This window comes from Moorena sp. SIO4E2, assembly GCF_010671945.1.
GTDB classification, from domain to species: Bacteria; Cyanobacteriota; Cyanobacteriia; order Cyanobacteriales; family Coleofasciculaceae; genus Moorena; species Moorena producens.
Window position 1 is genome coordinate 1 of record NZ_JAAHIE010001151.1, and the last position, 1,581, is coordinate 1,581.

The following is a 1,581-nucleotide window of genomic DNA, read 5'->3' on the forward strand; positions in this document are numbered from 1 at the left end:
AAACTGAAGAGGATTAACAAAAATACTAACAATCACCAGAGAATTTTCTCGTCTTGCCCGCTCAATTAAGCTTAAGTGACCGCTGTGCAAGGCTCCCATAGTGGTTACTAGACCCACTTCCTTGCCATGACCTTGACGTTCTAAGTAGCAGTGTAATCCAGCAGTTGTTGTAAACAGGTGCATAAGACTCTAGAGTTTAGATCCCTATTGATGTTAGCAACATAGTCCTATATAAATAGAAATCTCCAGGAGTTGCCAAGTAATTCCTGGAGATTTCTATTGGCTAATAACTAATTAATTTAATAAAGAATTTCTATACGCACAGACCCAGTGCCAGACCTTACCAGTCCAATTATTCTGGCAGCTCCTCTGGACAAGTCAATAATCCTACCCCTGACATAAGGTCCACGGTCATTAATCCGCACAATGACAGAGCGACCATTTCTGAGATTAGTCACTTTGACTCTAGTGCCAAACCGCAAAGTACGATGAGCAGCAGTCAGAGCGTATTGATTGAATCTTTCGCCACTAGCAGTGCGCCTGCCATGGAAACCTGAACCATACCAGGAAGCTATCCCCCTTACACTCCATCGCACTCGGCGACGGCTACGCCTTGCAATCGTTGGTACTTTTAGTGGTTGCCATGTCTGTGGTGAAGCAGTGCTTTTTTTGAGAGGAGAAGCTAAGCCGATCAGGATAGCGTTTCCTTGGAGATTAGAATTGGCAGAAGCTCTCTTCTCTTCTGACTTTGGAATCTCCTCAGTCGTAATTAGCTCAGACCCTGGCAAGGTTAAACTAGGAAGAGTTCTAAATTTATCTGGAAACTTAGCAAAATCAAACATCTGAACTTGCTGATTTGAGAGTTTTTCAGCATCTGGAATTGTGGCAGATTTCACCTCTGTCATCAGTGGTAAGTCAGGGTTATCTTTAACAGTATAGTCAAAGCCCTTAGCTGATGAAATATCAGTTGATAAATGATATAGCACTACGCGCTACTGTTAGGACATTCCTAAACTCCGAAACTTACTCATAGCTAACTTTTAGGTGCGACCCGTGGCGAATTTAATTCGCCGAACGCGCCCCGCGTCTCCTACGGAGAACGGAAAGCGCACCTTTGACTTCTGACTTCTAACTTCTGACTTGCGGGTAGCGCTATAAGCCTCACAGCTTAGTTGCTAGAGGCTATCCACTTAAACAATAAGCATTCAGCCTAGGGAGTTAGCTGAATGCTTACTTTAAGCAGGGACACGGATCATACTAATAGTGACATACTCCCACACGCTCATCGAAGATTACAGTGTGGGCTTCTTACCAACTCCAGCCATCACTATCGGCTTTCGCCGACGCGGGGCGCGAACGGATACACGGGTTACTTTATTAACGACACGGGATGCCCCGACCCACCGGAACAATACAATAAGTTCTATTTTTTAGGCACGTAAGTGGCTGACAAACCAGCATTTAAGGCCGTAGGCCACGCTACGCGAACGGCTTTGTTTATCAGTACATATATTATAGCAATTTTATAATACCCTGTGCAAAATTCATCCCACACCTAATGCTACGCATTAGGTGTGGGAT

General features: G+C 44.5%; 1 protein-coding gene and 1 pseudogene. Both read right to left on the reverse strand.

Going from position 1 to position 1,581, the window contains the following annotated elements; genetic code table 11:
- The coding region (locus tag F6K37_RS41650; protein WP_287257120.1) for a pantoate--beta-alanine ligase at positions 1-183 on the reverse strand (183 nt) is incomplete at its 3' end.
- Between the two features lie 116 nt (positions 184-299).
- Positions 300-695 (reverse strand): annotated as a pseudogene (locus F6K37_RS45950) (septal ring lytic transglycosylase RlpA family protein); the annotation flags it as partial.
- Positions 696-1,581: the final 886 nt, after the last annotated feature.